This is a genomic window from Aeromonas sp. DSM 116730, from assembly GCF_046581335.1.
In the GTDB taxonomy this organism is placed as follows: domain Bacteria; phylum Pseudomonadota; class Gammaproteobacteria; order Enterobacterales; family Aeromonadaceae; genus Aeromonas; species Aeromonas rivipollensis.
Map to the genome: position 1 here is coordinate 2,242,169 of NZ_CP144265.1, position 15,108 is coordinate 2,257,276.

Annotated in this window: 17 protein-coding genes; 13 read left to right on the plus strand and 4 right to left on the minus strand. The window is 55.1% G+C overall.

Features of this window, described 5'->3' with window-relative positions; all coding sequences use genetic code 11:
- Window positions 1-29: 29 nt before the first annotated feature.
- The 3 genes from Aeroheme_RS10195 to rmf all read left to right on the plus strand — a co-directional run bounded on the left by Aeroheme_RS10195 (window position 30) and on the right by rmf (window position 3,933).
- Window positions 30-1,940 carry an ABC transporter ATP-binding protein gene (locus Aeroheme_RS10195; RefSeq protein ID WP_408753226.1) on the plus strand — a complete coding sequence of 637 codons (1,911 nt, stop codon included), beginning with the start codon at window positions 30-32 and terminating at the stop codon, window positions 1,938-1,940.
- An 8-nt stretch (window positions 1,941-1,948) separates the two neighbouring features.
- On the plus strand, window positions 1,949-3,595 hold the full coding sequence (locus Aeroheme_RS10200; RefSeq protein WP_368169608.1) for a DUF3466 family protein: 1,647 nt from the start codon (window positions 1,949-1,951) through the stop codon (window positions 3,593-3,595).
- A gap of 158 nt (window positions 3,596-3,753) precedes the next feature.
- A complete protein-coding gene (gene rmf, locus Aeroheme_RS10205) occupies window positions 3,754-3,933 on the plus strand; it encodes a ribosome modulation factor (RefSeq protein ID WP_005315693.1) in 180 nt (59 codons plus the stop codon).
- 84 nt (window positions 3,934-4,017) lie between these two features.
- Here the strand turns inward: rmf and fabA are convergent, their stop codons facing one another.
- The 3 genes from fabA to Aeroheme_RS10220 all read right to left on the minus strand — a co-directional run bounded on the left by fabA (window position 4,018) and on the right by Aeroheme_RS10220 (window position 7,076).
- Complete coding sequence (fabA, locus tag Aeroheme_RS10210) at window positions 4,018-4,578, minus strand: 3-hydroxyacyl-[acyl-carrier-protein] dehydratase FabA (protein WP_106886764.1); 561 nt, start codon at window positions 4,576-4,578, stop codon at window positions 4,018-4,020.
- Between the two features lie 78 nt (window positions 4,579-4,656).
- Window positions 4,657-6,633, minus strand: a complete 1,977-nt coding sequence (locus Aeroheme_RS10215; RefSeq protein WP_368169609.1) for a Lon protease family protein — start codon at window positions 6,631-6,633, stop codon at window positions 4,657-4,659.
- An 80-nt stretch (window positions 6,634-6,713) separates the two neighbouring features.
- Complete coding sequence (locus tag Aeroheme_RS10220) at window positions 6,714-7,076, minus strand: DUF3693 domain-containing protein (protein ID WP_411167203.1); 363 nt, start codon at window positions 7,074-7,076, stop codon at window positions 6,714-6,716.
- Window positions 7,077-7,204: 128 nt separating this feature from the next.
- On the opposite strand from Aeroheme_RS10220, the gene Aeroheme_RS10225 reads away from it, so the two are divergent.
- The 10 genes from Aeroheme_RS10225 (at window position 7,205) to Aeroheme_RS10270 (ending at window position 14,527) form a co-directional block, all read left to right on the plus strand.
- Window positions 7,205-7,414 carry a hypothetical protein gene (locus Aeroheme_RS10225; RefSeq protein WP_411167204.1) on the plus strand — a complete coding sequence of 70 codons (210 nt, stop codon included), beginning with the start codon at window positions 7,205-7,207 and terminating at the stop codon, window positions 7,412-7,414.
- Window positions 7,407-7,544, plus strand: a complete 138-nt coding sequence (locus tag Aeroheme_RS10230; protein ID WP_159392311.1) for a hypothetical protein — start codon at window positions 7,407-7,409, stop codon at window positions 7,542-7,544. Before Aeroheme_RS10225 ends, Aeroheme_RS10230 begins: the two co-directional genes overlap by 8 nt.
- Window positions 7,541-9,796 carry a replication endonuclease gene (locus Aeroheme_RS10235; RefSeq protein ID WP_411167205.1) on the plus strand — a complete coding sequence of 752 codons (2,256 nt, stop codon included), beginning with the start codon at window positions 7,541-7,543 and terminating at the stop codon, window positions 9,794-9,796. Before Aeroheme_RS10230 ends, Aeroheme_RS10235 begins: the two co-directional genes overlap by 4 nt.
- Window positions 9,797-9,850: 54 nt before the next feature.
- Window positions 9,851-10,165: a chemotaxis protein gene (locus Aeroheme_RS10240; RefSeq protein ID WP_106886769.1), complete on the plus strand. Its 315-nt coding sequence runs from the start codon at window positions 9,851-9,853 to the stop codon at window positions 10,163-10,165.
- A gap of 272 nt (window positions 10,166-10,437) precedes the next feature.
- Window positions 10,438-10,680 carry a hypothetical protein gene (locus Aeroheme_RS10245; protein ID WP_106886770.1) on the plus strand — a complete coding sequence of 81 codons (243 nt, stop codon included), beginning with the start codon at window positions 10,438-10,440 and terminating at the stop codon, window positions 10,678-10,680.
- Between the two features lie 64 nt (window positions 10,681-10,744).
- On the plus strand, window positions 10,745-12,097 hold the full coding sequence (locus Aeroheme_RS10250; RefSeq protein WP_411167206.1) for a hypothetical protein: 1,353 nt from the start codon (window positions 10,745-10,747) through the stop codon (window positions 12,095-12,097).
- Window positions 12,097-12,417, plus strand: a complete 321-nt coding sequence (locus Aeroheme_RS10255; RefSeq protein WP_159392313.1) for a DUF5455 family protein — start codon at window positions 12,097-12,099, stop codon at window positions 12,415-12,417. Before Aeroheme_RS10250 ends, Aeroheme_RS10255 begins: the two co-directional genes overlap by 1 nt.
- 9 nt (window positions 12,418-12,426) lie before the next feature.
- Window positions 12,427-13,629 carry a zonular occludens toxin domain-containing protein gene (locus Aeroheme_RS10260; RefSeq protein ID WP_411165772.1) on the plus strand — a complete coding sequence of 401 codons (1,203 nt, stop codon included), beginning with the start codon at window positions 12,427-12,429 and terminating at the stop codon, window positions 13,627-13,629.
- A gap of 29 nt (window positions 13,630-13,658) precedes the next feature.
- Window positions 13,659-13,838: a hypothetical protein gene (locus Aeroheme_RS10265; protein WP_408836253.1), complete on the plus strand. Its 180-nt coding sequence runs from the start codon at window positions 13,659-13,661 to the stop codon at window positions 13,836-13,838.
- A gap of 248 nt (window positions 13,839-14,086) precedes the next feature.
- A complete protein-coding gene (locus Aeroheme_RS10270; protein WP_408836254.1) occupies window positions 14,087-14,527 on the plus strand; it encodes a hypothetical protein in 441 nt (146 codons plus the stop codon).
- A gap of 169 nt (window positions 14,528-14,696) precedes the next feature.
- On the opposite strand, the gene Aeroheme_RS10275 is transcribed toward Aeroheme_RS10270, so the two are convergent.
- A complete protein-coding gene (locus Aeroheme_RS10275) occupies window positions 14,697-15,053 on the minus strand; it encodes a DUF3653 domain-containing protein (RefSeq protein ID WP_411165773.1) in 357 nt (118 codons plus the stop codon).
- Window positions 15,054-15,108 lie beyond the last annotated feature (55 nt).

Consider the following 15,108-nt stretch of genomic DNA (forward strand, 5'->3'; position numbering starts at 1 on the left):
CGTTTTTTCATAAGTAACAAGGAACAAACATGGCACTTTTGACATTGCACGGCGCTTGTCTGTCGTTCAGTGATTTCCCGCTGCTCGACAACGCCGAGCTGACCATAGAGCGCGGCGAGCGCCTCTGTCTGGTGGGGCGCAACGGGGCGGGCAAGTCCACCCTGATGAAGGTCATCGCCGGTGAGCTCTCCCTGGATGACGGCCGTCTGGTGTTGCAGCAGGACTTGAAGGTGACCCGTCTCGAGCAGGATCCTCCCGCCTCGAGCGAGCTGACCGTGTTCGACTATGCTGCCGAAGGGCTGGCCGGGGTGGGGGAGCTGCTCAAGCAGTATCACCACATCTCCCTGGAGCTGGGCCACGATCCCTCCGATGCCAACATCCGCAAGATGAGCGAGTTGCAGGAGCAGCTCGATTATCAGAACGGCTGGCAGCTCGAGACCCGGATCAGCCAGGTGCTGACCCTGCTGGGGCTGGATCCCGACGTGACCCTCGACAGTTTGTCCGGTGGCTGGCTGCGCAAGGTGGCCCTGGCCCGGGCGCTCGCCTGTGACCCGGATCTGCTGCTGCTGGACGAGCCGACCAACCACCTGGACATAGACGCCATCAACTGGCTGGAAGAGTTCCTCAAGGATTTTCGCGGCGCCATCGTCTTCATCTCCCACGATCGGGAGTTCATCCACAAGCTGGCGACCCGGATCATCGATCTCGATCGGGGCGCCATCACCTCCTGGCCCGGCAATTACGATCAGTACCTGCAAGGGAAGGAGGAGTGGCTGCGGGTCGAGGAGCTGAAAAACGCCGAGTTCGACCGCAAGCTGGCCCAGGAAGAGGTGTGGGTGCGTCAGGGCATCAAGGCCCGCCGTACCCGCAACGAAGGCCGGGTGCGCGCCCTCGAGGCGATGCGCATGGAGCGCAGCCAGCGCCGTGAGCTGCAAGGCAAGGCCAAGCTGCAGATGGACGACGTCAACCGCTCCGGCAAGCTGGTGTTCGAGACCGAAGGGCTAGGACTGGACTTTGGCGATCGCACCCTGTTCCAGGGGCTGGATCTGCAGGTGCTGCGGGGCGACAAGATTGCCCTGGTCGGCCCCAACGGCTGCGGCAAATCCACCCTCATCAAGCTCTTGCTGGGTCAGCTCGAGCCGAGCCGCGGGCTGGTCAAGGGCGGCACCAACCTGGAAGTGGCCTATTTCGATCAGTACCGCGAACAGCTCGATCCCGAGCAGACTGTGGTGGACAACGTGGGGGAGGGCAAGCAGGAAGTGATGGTGCGCGGCCGCTCCCGCCATATCCTCGGCTACCTGCAGGACTTCCTGTTTGAACCCAAACGGGCGCGGACCCCGGTCAAGGCCTTGTCAGGGGGCGAGAAAAACCGTCTACTGTTGGCCAAGCTGTTCCTCAAACCCAGTAACTTGTTGATTTTGGATGAACCAACCAACGACCTGGATGTCGAAACGCTGGAACTTTTGGAAGAGCTGCTGACCGATTATCCGGGCACCCTGCTGCTGGTCAGCCACGATCGCCGTTTCATCGACAATACGGTGACCGGCTGCTGGCTGTTTGAAGGGGATGGGCGGATCAGCGATTATGTGGGCGGCTATGCCGACATGATGGCCACCCGGGCCCAGCAGAGTCAGCAACAGGCGATCAAGGCGGCCGCGGCCAAGGTGGCAGAGCCTGTCGCGTTGACGGCTGAGCCGGCGAAAAAAACACGCAAACTCTCTTACAAGTTGCAACTGGAGCTGGATAATCTGCCAGCCCGGCTGGAGCAGCTGGAAACGGAACTCGATGCCCTGCAGGCGGAGATCAACCATCCCGGCTTCTTCTCCCTGCCGGCGGAGCAGACCCAGTCCAAACTGGATGCATTGCATGCGGCAGAGGCCGCATTGGAACACGCCTTCTCCCGTTGGGAGGAGTTGGAAGCGTTGAAACATCAAGACTAAGGAAGTAGATGAAAAAGCAATTATCCATGCTGGCCATCCTGGTCGGCGCCAGCCTCAACGCGCAGGCGGCACAAAGCTCCTTCTTCACCATTGTCGATGACGAAGTCAAAGGATATGCCAGCGGGATCAGTACCGATGGCAGCGGACTCATCGGGATCAATACCAAGAACAACATGGCTGAGTACTTCTCGACCGTGCGCTCTGCCGACTTCCTGGTCGATCGTTTCCGCTTCGAGCAGGGTTGCTTCCTTTCAAGCTCCGTCTGTGACTCCTTCTGGGACGAGAATCCGGGCTTTGCCTACCAGTGGCGCCGCGATTTCCTCGATGGTGTCGATCAGCGTAGCGGCATCGGCTATGTTGCCACCACTCAGACCGATGGCCTGGTAACGGCTCTGGGGGATGCCCCGACCGACCGCGCGGGTTACAAGATGGACGGCAAGCTGCGCACCGCCTTTGCCATCGTCAATGACGGCAACCCGGTCGAGCTGAAAGATGCCGCCGGCGCCCACAGCCTGAGCGTCCCGACCAGCATCAAGAAGCTGGACAACGGTCAGTACCTGGTGACAGGGACAGCCGCCAGCGGCAAGTACCGCCACAACGTGGGTGGTGACTTCTATAACTGGTGTTTCGCCGGCAATGACGATGAGTATGGTGACTTTCGTTACTGCCCCGGGGTCGATACCCAGGCCAGCTTCTGGCTGCTCAATGGCTCGGGTGGTTTCAACAAGCTGATACAGGCCAGCGACTATGGCCGTCAGCGCGACGAAGTGCTGCAGACCGCGTCTGCATTTGGTGCGGCGACATTCAACGGCACCCTGTACGGCGTTGGCTACAGCTCCACCGGTGAGGTAGGGTCGGGGGATCTCGACGGCCGCAACCTGGCCAGCTACTGGACCCTGGACCTCGATGCCGGCACAGTGGGTGCCACCAAGATCATCCCGCTGCCCGATGGCGAGCCTGGCAAGGATGACAGCGTGCTGCAAAATAGCTGGGCTGTGTCTGTCAACGAGAATGGCTATGTGATCGGTAACCAGCGTTACAGCATCAACAAGGGTCAGAACCGACCGACCGAGATGTTCCTGTTCAATCTGAACAATCCGAGCTCTGCGGCCAGCATCCCCCTGCAGGACAAGCCGCTCTCTGGCTCCGGCTCCGAGGGCGCTGCCATCAACGATCACAACATGGTGGTCGGCTGGCGTGACTCCCGTCATCAGACCCAGCCTGTGGCCAACGGCACCAACCGCATGCAGGAAGCCTTCCTGCTCAATGCGGCGTCCCCGAGCAACAACTGGTACCTGAACGACCTGATCTGTGGCCTGGATGATGCCGGTGCCAAGCAGTGTGCCCAGAATGGCAAGTATTACCACATCGCCTACGCCAGCGGCATCAGCAGCGATGGCACCATAGCGGCGACCGCCTATCGCTACAACAGCGAGAGCGATCTGAACCTGCGTACCAACGCAACCGTGGTCGCCGTCAAGCTGACACCGGCCGTGGCGGACTATCAGGGCAACAAGCCCGCTGAATATGTGGTGAGCAATGCCCCGGTCAACAACCAGACCGGTCAGGATGGTGAAGATGGTGGTGGTGGCAGCCTGTTCTGGTTGACTCTGCTGGCCTTGCCCTTCGCCTGGCTGCGCCGTTACCAGCGATAAAAAATGTGTCATCAAAAATTAATGCAGTTCAGTATCTTGTGTCACAACGTCTGAATAGCATGGAATTTTTTGTTTGACCCTGCTTCCCACCTGGGGTAAAGATGAAAGCGACCCGGTGAAAACTTGGTCGCTTTTTTGTTCCACGAAGAGGGTCGTAGATGATGAAGAGACAGAAACGGGACCGTCTGGAAAGAGCACGCGCTCGTGGTTATCAGGCTGGCGTAGTCGGCAAACAGAAAGAAGCGTGTCCGTACCAATGCCTGGATGCCAGAGGGCACTGGCTTGGTGGTTGGCGCGACGCCATGGAGGGGCGAGGCTCAGGCCTCTTCATGAAGTAACCGAGACTTCATCACTCATTGCAAAAAGGAAAGGGGCCATGGCGGCCCCTTTACGTTGTCACTCTCTGACCGGGTCAGAGCAGATCAGAATGCGGTGGTGTCTTTGAACAGGCCCACTTTCAGGTCGGTCGCGCTGTAGATGGGACGACCATCCACCTCGACCACGCCGTCGGCAATGCCCATCACCAGCTTGCGGTTGATGACGCGCTTGAAGGTGATCTTGTAGGTCACTTTCTTGGCGGTCGGCAGGATCTGGCCGGTGAATTTCACCTCGCCCACGCCCAGAGCGCGTCCCTTGCCCGGACCGCCTTTCCAGCCCAGGAAGAAACCGACCAGCTGCCACATGGCATCCAGACCCAGACAGCCCGGCATGACGGGATCGCCAGGGAAATGGCAGTCGAAGAACCAGAGATCCGGAGTGATATCGAGTTCGGCCAGGATTTCGCCTTTGCCGTGTTCGCCACCGTTGTCAGTGATCTTGACGATGCGATCCATCATCAGCATGTTGGGGGCGGGCAGTTGGCTGTTACCCTCACCAAATAATTCGCCACGGCTGCAAGCAAGCAGCTCTTCACGGGTAAACGACTCTTTACCTTGTTCACACAGGGAGAGGTGGGTATTAGTGGTGTCGTTATCTAGGGTCACGCTGTTTATCCTTCATATGGGTCAAAGCCGGGCCAATTTAGCTTACAGTTGTTCGCTAAACAACTCCGATCACTTTATTTAGAGGCCGAATAGACGGCCCAGCAGGTTGCGCAGCACGCCACTCTTGGGTGCAGTGCCATTGAGTTCATCCAGTCTGTCCTGGATCCGGCCAAACAGGGTGTCCGGCATGTCAGGCTCGCCGGCTACACAGCCGGTCAGCAATTCGATGGCCTCTTCCACATGATCCACCGGGTGGATATGGAACTGGCCCGCTTCGACGGCGGCGATCACCTCATCGGAGAGGTTGAGCTGCTGGGCGTTGGTACCGGGCAGAATGATACCTTGCTTGCCGGTGATGCCGTGGATTTTGCACACCCGGAAGAAGCCTTCGATCTTCTCGTTCACGCCACCCACAGCCTGCACGTTGCCGAACTGATCGACCGCACCGGTCACCGCGAAGCGCTGGGAGATGGGTTGGCGGGCGAGGGCAGAGAGCAGGGCGCACAGACCTGTCAGGGAGGCGCTGTCGCCGTCAATCTCGTGATAGGACTGCTCGAACACCAGGTTTGCAGAGAGTGGCGAGGGGTTCTCTGCGCCGAACTTGTTGGAGAGATAGCCGTGGATGATCATCATCGCCTTGGCATGAATGTGGCCGGCGAGCTCTGCCTTGCGCTCGATGTCGGCCACGTCGCCATCCCCCAGGTGTACTGTGGCGGTCAGCCGCACCGGTTCACCGAAGTCATAAGGATGACCGGCTACCTGAATGACGGAGAGGCCGTTGATCTGGCCGACCTCTTCACCGTCGGTCTGTAGCAGGATCTGGCCATCGATGACCCCCTGATCGGATTGCTCCACCAGGTAGTTGAGGCGGTAATCCTGCTCCTCCAGGGCGAGCAGTATGTGCTCGTCGGTGACGGTCGTTGCCTCCAGCTCGCGGGCCAGGCTGTCGGCCATGCGCATGATGGCGCTGAGTTGCACCTCCGAGAGGGAGAGCCACTCCTGATGGTCACAGAGACGACTGGCATGGCGACACAGGGCGAGGAGGGCACCCGGAGTGAAGTCCAGCAGGTTCCAGCGCAGCCGCAGCCAGGCCAGGTATTGCAGGAACTCGGGCAAGTCCTCTTCGATGTTCACCTCGGACACCAGATCGGCGCGCAGGAAGATGCGCTCGGACATGTCTCTGTCCAGCATCTGGAACTCGGCCACTTCCAGCCGGTCGCCCACCAGGATCAGTTTGAACCGGATAGGCGTAGCCTCGGGGGTGAAGAAGGGGGTCAGGGTCTTGCCTTCCTGATAGGCATTCCAGTCCAGCTCGCCTTTTTGCATGGCGTTCTTGAGCTTGAACCAGAGATGGGGCTGATCGAGCAGCTCGTCGAGCTGCAGGATGAGATAGCCGCCGTTGGCTTCCCGCAGCAGGCCCGGCTCCAGCAGATGCTGGTTGGCATAGACCGAGCCTTGCTCCGTCTGATAGTTGATGGAGCCAAACAGGGTGTCCCAGTTCAGGTCCCGGCCATAGATGACGGGGGCCTGCTGCTCTTCGTGATGGATCAGCAGGTTGATGAGCACCGGGTGCTGGAATTCGAGCCCCTGAGCCACGTGCGCCGCCAGATCGGAGAGAAAGTCCACAATCTTGGGGTCATTTTCCTGCTTGCGGATGATCCGGGTGACCAGGCGTTCGGCATCCAGGTGATGGCTCATCAGCTTGAGCAGCTCGCCAACCATCTCGCAGAATTCGAACCCGGTACCGGGTTGCAGGCGCAGCCAGATAGGCTTGAACGGGTTGTTGAGGTTCTCGGTGTAACAGAGATCGAAAAGGTCGCCATCCTTGCCATTGGAAGAGGCGATCAAGGTCTGGCAGACACTCTCATAATCCGCACCCGGGAAGCCGTTGAGCAGCATGACCGGGCAGTCACCATCAAAACTGGCCAGTCGCTTGATGCCGGAAATGGCTCTGGGTTGCAGGGCGGCAAAAGGGATGGGTTCGAGCTCGCTGAGCGTGGGGAACTGCTCAATCGTGAAAGCGGGTTTTAATTGTTCTGATGTTAATTCAGCCACTTAAGACATCCGGTCGGGGATAGGATCAATTGTTTCCATTATACACAGTTCAATTGGCGGTAACAGGAAACAAGCACACATCATTTAACATAATATGCATTATGCGCGGTTAGATTAGGCTCATTTTGTGGGGCCGCCATCATCGTCCAGCCCAGTACCAGAGCGGCTGCGGAGGCCCCGCAATACTTTTTTAGAATGTCGTACCATTCCTTTTTGGCTTCATCTGACTTCGCTCTTACCGCGTGAAGTGAAATCATCACTTCTGCTGGATCTAGTCCAATTTCCTTTGCGATGGAAATGGCTGTTTCATCAGTGAATTCTCTTCTTCCTTGATTCAGTTCCGTTATGTAAGACGTCGAGAAACCAAGTGCTTCGGCAGCTTCTTTAAGCTGAGTCATGTTTTTGGCTCTCATGTACGCCTGAATCAGTGTTTTAGAGTCCATTTCAATGCTCCTTCTTGTTGATTTCTCATTTTAACACAACCTCTGAATCGTGAATTCTCGGACTTGTGGCCCGATTTTTCTTGTCTAATACTCCTCGCATTCGGTAATCCTCGGATGAGTGTATTGACATGGAACGCCAGACCCTACAGCAACAACCCCCGATTTACCACGTCTGCCAGCAGTGCGGCGGCGAAGGCTGCGAGGCCTGTTCTGACCTCTGCATTCTGGACGGTGATATCGAGCTCGACCCTGATTGGAGCGATGAGCTGCCGACCGTTACGCCGATAAATAGGGTTATCGGCATCAATTCAGCTCATTTTGGTGACTGCCATGCGTGAATTCGTCGGCCTATTTTTCATGCTCCTCCTCGCAATTGCAGTTGCTGGTTTGATTGCCGAGCAAATTGTCCTTTGGACCTTTGATGATCACACCATCATGCTCTTGCGTGATAAGGGGTTCTTCAAATGATTCGCTTCCCCTCCTATGCCGCCCAGCGCACCTTCGATGGTTCACGCGCTGCCCCTGTATCTGGCAAGTTTCGTCTTTATTCGCTGTTGTCCTCCCCTGCCCTGCTTTCAGAAGACGTCGAACAGCCATCACCTTCTGACTACCTGGATCATTTGCAGACCCTCGGCCTGCCCTTTGATGATGACGTCTCGATACTGCATCGCGCTTATTCCGAGCAGTACAACGCCATTCACACCAAACCGCGCTTTACTGACCAGCCCCGCGACTTTATTCGCGTTGGCTCCTTCGCCTATCTCGATGACAGCGCCTTACTCAAGTATGGCGATATCAACGCCCCCGAGCACTGCCAGCACCGTCATGACATGACCGTGCGCAATCACTACCTCCTGCCCTGGTTCCGTTCTGCCTACACCCAAGCCCTTGAGTACGCCGATTTGCTCACCGCGAATCAGCGCATCAAAGAGCTTTATGACCTCATGAACGTTTCCGGCGACTGCGGCACCCTCTCCCTCACCTCTGACGATGAAGGGTTTGAGGCATTTGCGGAGCGCCTGTCCAAACATGTGATGACCCTTCGGAGGGACTATTTCGATGGAGATGAAGAGGAATACCCGGCGTTTCGCGCTGCTCACACCTTACTCGTTGGATACGATTTTCGAGACCCCGATTTCGACTACGATTTCGAAAATTCCGACGCTCCTCGTCCCTGCCATTGGCTCAATCGTTGGGTTGACCCTGTTCATCTGGTTCGGCTTATACGTCGTGTTGCTGCTCGCCGTCTCTTTGACGCCGCACGACTTTCTGGAATTGTTCATAAAAACGGACAGCCCTATTCACCTGATTATCTTGTCTCTCGCCGGGTACACCGTACTCGCAAGAATAGAACCACTCTTTCAGGTCTTGCTGCTGTCAGTCTTGCTGATGGTCTTCATGGATGTCCTCTCACTGATGCCATAGACGCCTCCGTCTCTAATCCCGAGGTTCAACGCGCTGAGCTGATGGCCCGTCTCAAGGGCTTTGAGCAGGTTGCCAAGCAGGAGCGCCATGCCGCCCTGTTCCTCACTCTCACCTGCCCTTCCCGCTTTCACCCGACCAGTGGCGGCAAGCCTAACCCCAACTGGCTGGCCGCGGGTCGCCCTACCGTCAAGGATGGGCAAGCCTATCTCAACGGCGTATGGCGCAACATTGGCCGTCGCTGCGCTGACAAGGGTACCGACGCCAGTCCCAAAGAGCCGATTTCTGTTTACGGATTTCGATTCGCCGAGCCCCATGCTGATGGTACGCCGCACTGGCACGCCATCATCTTCGTGCCCTACAAGCAGGCCAATGAGTTCCGCACCATTTGCCGCCGTGAGTGCTTCAAAGACTCCCCTGATGAAGCTGGTGCCCGCAAACATCGCTTTACCTGCAAACCGTTATCTCTCAAGCGCGGCTCTGCTGTCGGCTACTGCTCCAAGTACATCGCCAAAAACGTCGATGGCTTCGCAGTTGGTGAGGATTTCGAGACTGGTACCGCTGCTCTTCAAACCGTCCAGCGTGTCCTTGCCTGGAAGGGAGCCAACAACATCCGCCAGTTTCAGCAGATAGGCGGCCCCACTGTCACCTCATGGCGTGAGCTGCGCCGCATGTCTACACAGGATTACGATATGCCCGGATTTGAATCCCTATCTCAAGCCGATTGGCTTCTTCTTGAGGCCTGCCGGCGCTCTGCCGATGCTGGTGACTGGGCCGAGTTCTGCGTTGCCATGGGCGGCATCTTCTGCCCCCGTGACCAGCAGGCCCTGCGCCCTGCTTACTCCACTCCCCGCGCTTTCACTCGCCTCAATGCGGGCAATGTGGGTCGCCCATACCACCAGAACGCCGAGGATTTCGAGCTCCTCGTGAGCCCCGAGGGGCGCATCACCCAGTATGGCGATAAGGCCCGTGCCACTATCGACGGCCTTCTGTTCAACCAAATCCATATCGCCACTCGTCTCAAGCGGTACCAGATCAAGAGCCTGGAAGCGTGGGAGGCTCAGAAGAAGAAGATCCTCGAGGCCGTTCGCGATTACTTCATCACTGCCACTGAAACCGGCGAATACCTCCACATGGCAGATGACCTGTATCAGGAGGGACGGCAGAAGCTCCTTGACGACCTTGATAACTCCCAGCTCCTCGCACTCGACTGGGCCGACTGGCAGGAGTGGGCAGCGCGCAGCGCTGGCGACTCCTGTCCAGGCGCGCCTTCTGTCCCCTTGGACCCGTGTCAATAACTGCCCTAAGCACTCAACCACCAACTAAACAACGCAACGAATCGAGGTAAGAAAATGAAAATCATCGCTCAAATCCTGTCGGCCACCGACATCACCACCTCTACCAAAGACCGTGACAACCGCAAAGTCACGACTGGCCAGGTCAAGTTGTTGTGCACCGACCCCAGTCAGATCATCGATGTGGCCATCACCGAAGAGCAGGTGGCAGCCGGGTATCACGCATCGCTCAAGACCATCGTCGGCAAAGGCCCGACCGAATTCATGGTCGAGTATCGCTCCGGTTCGTTCGGTGATGACAACAACCGTCACCGCTCTTACAACGGGTTCCGCCTCGTTGACCTGCCCGCCAGCGTCCAGGCAAAGGCGTAAGCCATGGACGTTGACTACTCCCAACTGCTGGTAGCTGCGTCCTATCTGCTGCTGTTTGCCTTCGGGTTTAACGGGGGGAATCAACGCTGATGGAACCGGTAATCGCACTGTATATCGCTGGCGGGCTGCTGGTTTGGCTCGTCGGATATGGTTCTGGCACGGTGTTTCGACACACCCGCCAGATTTTGGAAAAGGCCTCTCGCGGGTCTTGATAGTGGTAAACGCTTATCAAACTTTTGATAAGTGAAACTGTAATCAAAAGGAAACTGATTATGAAAATTCGCAACATGGTTCGTAAGTACGCCGCTCCTGTTCTGGTTGCTGGCTCTGCCCTGGTCTCTGGTATCGCTTCCGCTGAAATCGATGCTGCTGCCGTGACCGCCGTCAAGACTGCCGTCATCGCTGACGCTGGTACCGCTTCTGCGGCTGGCTTCGCCATCATGGCGGTTGTTCTGTCCCTGTCCATCGGCTTCGGTTTGCTCCAGACCTTCGCCCGCAAGGGTGCACAAGGCTGATCAACCTCGGGGCTTTGCCCCTGTACTGTCGGGGGGCTCTGCCCCCCTTTTTCATGGGGGATATATGCGCCCGTTCACAATCTTATTTTTTGCTTGCCTTTCCTTTACTGCTGGTGCAGCTGGATTTTCAATGGCTTCTGTTATTAAACAAGCCGAGATTATTAAGGTTAATGCTGTTACGGCGGCGACAAATACCGCCATAACTGTAAGCACCACAATAAAAGGCTTTGCTGCGAACGACCCTTATAATATTAAGTCTGTTGATGTTCCAAAAGCCACATTCATGTCTCACGTAAAAGGCAATGTAGGTTCATTAGTTAAAAAGAATGCATGGTATGCCGCTTGGCTCGCCTCCATGGCTGCTGCTGGTTGGGCTATTAATGAATTAACTAATCAAGTCATGGCTCCTGTTTCTACCCATAGAGGCCGTTGCACGACAAATTATGGCACTCTCGGAACAAATAAAACTGTTGCAGAGTGCAATGCCTTGCAGGCTTCAGCTTGGGCTGGCTCTTATGGTCCGGTTACTATGTCTAGTTATTTTACCTCTATTAATGGCAATCCTGTTTATATATATGATTTAAAGATTAATGCCACAGGTCAAGTCATGGGTCGCATGGGTTACCTTGAGGCGTTATCTGCTTTCACTGGTACACCTGAGCCTATAAGTGACAACAATTTATATGATTCTTTAATCTCTTTTATGCTTCAAGACCCAATCAAGGCTGCTCAGGCTTTTATGGTTCCTGATCCTTGGCCTTATCCATATCCTGAAATTTTTCCTGATACGGTTCCTTACATTCCCGGCGTTACTCAGTCTGATCAAGAATTACTTGATTTATATGCTCAGGGACTTTTGCAATCTAACAATCCCAATGCAGCTCATTATGTTTCACCTCAAAAGCTGGCTGAAATAGCTGCCCTTGCTGGGCAACTTCAACAAGGTGTCACGCCACAGGCTTTGGTTGATGCAGCTAATGAATCGCTCACAGCTCCTATCTCCCAGGCTCAATTGGAGGAGACCATCAAAAAACAAGAGGCTGCTGCTGCCAAGGCTGATGCCGCTGCTGTTACCCAGGCTGCTGCTGCGCTTGCACCTGCTACAACCGCGCTCGATAAGCTCAATGATGAAAAGGCCGACTTGGAGGGTATGATAACTGATGCTCCTACAGCTCAACCTCCTTCCAGTATGCCAAATATATTCAAGTGGACGCTTCCTACTGGTAATTGTCAGCCATATCCCTTCAGGTTCACTATTCAGGCCGGTTCTGCTCAAGCCGACGATAATGGTGCTTTTTGCCAAACTTATAATGAGGTCGCTCACCCGCTTATTTTTTGGTTCTTAAATATGCTGACAGCCATTTATATATTTTCTATTTGGTCTCGTACTATGACTTCTGTTGTCGGAGGTAGGTAATGAAACTTTTAATTGCTTTCTTGATAGAGAAGATTGGTGAACTATTTGCCAAAATAGTTTCTTTCTTTTCCCGCAAAGCGGCTGTTGCTGCGTTGATTCTTGCGATGACAACAATGGTGGTCGCGTTTACATCAGCCATTAATGGTGTTCTTGCTGGGATTTCAACGTCCAGTGTAGCTAACGGATATATCCTGTTTGGCCTTGGTCTGCTCCCATCAAATACCGGCGCTTGTATTGCTGCAATCGGTGTTGCCAAGGCTGCCCAATGGCTATTTATCTGGCAGATGGCGCTTGCTCGTTCTGCCTTTGATGGCAAATAAGGGGGTTAAATGAAAGCTCCTTATTTTGTCACTGGGCCTGTTGGGGCGGGTAAAACCGTTAACATGGTTAATATTATGGTCGGGTATCTCAATGAGGGGCGCCCGGTTGCCACCAACATTGATGTTTACCCCCAGCACATGCCCCTCAATGAAATCGGTAAACAGACTCCCATTATCCGGCTGCCGGAGGAGCCCCGTTCTTCTGACCTTGAGAACCTTGGCTATGCCTATGAGCGCCCCAAGAAAACCGCCCTCTGGTCTGCTGAGGAACAGCTCTACGATGAGTCAAAGAACGGCTGTCTCGCCCTGGATGAAACGGCCTTTTTCATGAACACCCGTGACTGGAACAACCCAGACCGTGCCCAGCTCATCAAGTGGCTTCGGCTGGTTCGTAAGCGCGGCTGGAATGCCTTCCTTGGTGTCCAGGATATTGAGTCTATCGACAAACAGATCGTCAATGCCCTTTGTCGCACTGTCTGCTGGTGCTACAGCACGGATACCATGTTCAGCGCATCAATGGGGGCTAAGGGGTTTCTGGTCTATCCGCTTATCTGGTTTGCTCGCCTCTTCATCAAGTTCGTGCTGCGCGTTCCCCGTATCCACGTTGCCAGCTACTTTAAAGGCAAGAGCAAGACAACGGGATCTCCCTGTGGCACCAAATACGCCTGGGGTCGCTGGCTTTACAAGGCCTATGACACCGCCCAGGAATTTGACGACGGCAAAGAGCTTTTTGATTTTCCGGTACGGGATTCAAAGGGCTTGATTAAGTGCCGCATTAGGCTTGGCAATGGCGATTACAAGGAGGCCTACTTGCACCCTTCCGCCATCGACGTCACCCCTGACTGTGAGCGCATCACAGAGCCCCGTTTCGTTGATATGCGGGCCTGCTATACCATCCTCCCTGCCAAGTACATCCATCAGTGGTATGGTCAAAAAACTGAGGCTGTAGCTTCACCTTCTACTGCAGTAAAAATCCGATTCCCGATCACCAATCCACTCCAGATCCCGCGCTACGTCATGATGAAGTGTGCCGACCGTGTTGCTCGTTCCCAGAACGTCCCCCTTGCCTCCGTTCTGCTGCGCTGGGGTCTCGTCAGCTATACCACCGCCCGCTCTCACCCTGAACTCGGCCCCGTCATTCGTCGGCAATATTGGCTGCGTCGTTACGGCCTCAAATCAACGGTGGATTATCATGGCCGGGTTATGCTGTAGTGTGTTTTTCACACAGCAGGAAGCCGGTGATGAATAAGAACAAAAAGGACGTCATCTACAATCCCAAGCCTTTCAGACAGCCCCGTGATGCTTCCTCTTCCCCTACTCCCATTGCCCCTTCCCCGTCAGTTAAACCAGGCAATGCGGCCTTTCTCGTCGGCCTGATGCTTGGCTTTATGGCGGGTTTCATCCTGGCTAAGCTGATCTGATTCCCACCCCTTTCCTCCCTTGTTTTGTCCAAAGGAATAGCGCACTTCCATAGGGAGTAATCCCCTATCATCGCCCTGCGCCCGTAGGGCGCCCGAGCGAAGCGAGGCCAGATGATACCGGATCAATCCCGCCCAAAACCAAGCCGTGGCCAGTACTTTTTTTATCCAAAACAATTGAAATTCGTATACGTAAATCATTCATCTGCTATAATGAATTATGTAAACGGAAATCAATTGGGGATACGGAAATGTCTGATGCAAAGCGCGGTGGTGCACGTCCAGGTGCCGGACGTCCGAAGGGCGAAACCACAACCATGGTCAGGGTGCCGGATGGTTGCCTGGAACAGGTACGACATTTGATTTCTGTTTACAGAAACAGCGGTGAATTACCTTCGCTGCCTGTTCAACCTGTTGGTGATGCTCATAAGCAGGTTGATTTACCTCTTGCACCTTTAGATTCTGAGCTTTCTCATACTCAGATTGATGGTTGGCACCCTATTACGGAACTACCTGAACCAGGTAGGCGGATTGATGTTTGGTCTGTTCAGGACGGATGCGGTAATTGCGTTTATGACCTGGGGGCCACTCATTACATTGCAGATTCAATCAGTTCCGCTAATTGGGTTAAAAGGGTTGCTGCTTGGCGTTATACCACCCCGGTGCTTGCTCCATTTTTCCCTCGTTTTTGAGTGTTCGCGAAGGAATTGTATCGCCAATCCTGCTTGGCACTGAGGGGCGTCAGCCCCTACAAGCCGCCCACTGCTGGTGATGGGGACACTATGCGGTAGGCGGCGGAACATGCCCATCTAGACCAGAGGCGGGGCCCCCCTCCTCCTGCTAAACCGGCTCTTGAGGCTGTCAGCTTTCAGAGGTAGGCAAACGCCTTAGCGCGGCATTGTCTTTCAGCGCCTTCAAGTCTTCAGACCCGTATGATTCTATGATTTCCAGACGCTGGCGCGATAGATAGGTGCCAGCAGGGGTGATCAGGTGATGGCCATTCATGCGCCAGCCATCCCAGTAGCGGGTAAAGATGGTTGGCAGCTCCCGTCCAACTGCCATCCTCATGACTCGTTTGTATACGTCTGGGATCTTTTTACCACCATCCCATAACGTGACCTCCATCACAGAAACAAAACAAAGTTTTGCCGTTTCTTCTTCACTTAAACCGCACTCAAACCACCGAAATATAAAGTTTTTTGTGATATTACGTCGCATCCGTTCATTCTCGTCCGAAACTGACAACATCGTCAGCGGGGACGGAATCGGCCCT